The organism is Castellaniella daejeonensis (assembly GCF_039523555.1).
GTDB classification, from domain to species: domain Bacteria; phylum Pseudomonadota; class Gammaproteobacteria; order Burkholderiales; family Burkholderiaceae_B; genus Castellaniella; species Castellaniella daejeonensis.
Genome location: NZ_BAAAFN010000026.1, coordinates 1 through 553, shown reverse-complemented (window position 1 = coordinate 553; position 553 = coordinate 1). Strand labels below are relative to the sequence as shown.

Sequence of the window (553 nt, the reverse complement as noted above, 5' to 3'; positions counted from 1 at the left end):
TTTTCCCCCGAAGTTCGTGAGCGCGCCGTACGACTGGTCCAGGAGCATCGTGGCGAGTATCCATCGCAGTGGGTAGCAGTGCAGTCCATTGCGCCCAAGATCGGCTGCTCGGCATACACCCTGTTGAAGTGGGTTCAGATCCAGGAAGTGGAGGCCGGTACGCGGGCCGGCGTGCCGCAGGCAGAGCAAGAGCGCATCAAGGCTCTGGAACGTGAAGTCAAGGAATTGCGCCGGGCCAATGAAATTCTCAAGTCGGCCAGCGCTTTTTTCGCTCAGGCGGCGCTCGACCGCGAACTGAAGAAATAAACGCCTACATCGACCAGCATCGGGGCCTGTATGGGGTCGAGCCGATCTGCAAGGTGTTGCAGGTCGCCCCGTCAGCCTACCGGCGATATGCCGCCCGATGCCGGAATCCGGAACTGCGAAGCCTGCGAGCCAAGAGGGATGAACAACTCATGGTGAATATCCAGCGTGTGTGGGAACAGAACTTTCGGGTCTATGGAGCCCGCAAGGTCTGGAAGCAGTTGAATCGAGAAGGGGTGATGGTGGCGCG

General features: G+C 59.7%; 1 pseudogene and 1 other annotated feature. The pseudogene reads left to right on the top strand.

The features are described 5' to 3' along the window. A pseudogene (locus ABD022_RS14790) lies at positions 1-553 on the top strand (IS3 family transposase); the annotation flags it as partial. Beyond that, positions 261-377 (top strand) — a sequence feature (AL1L pseudoknot). Its footprint overlaps the pseudogene before it by 117 nt.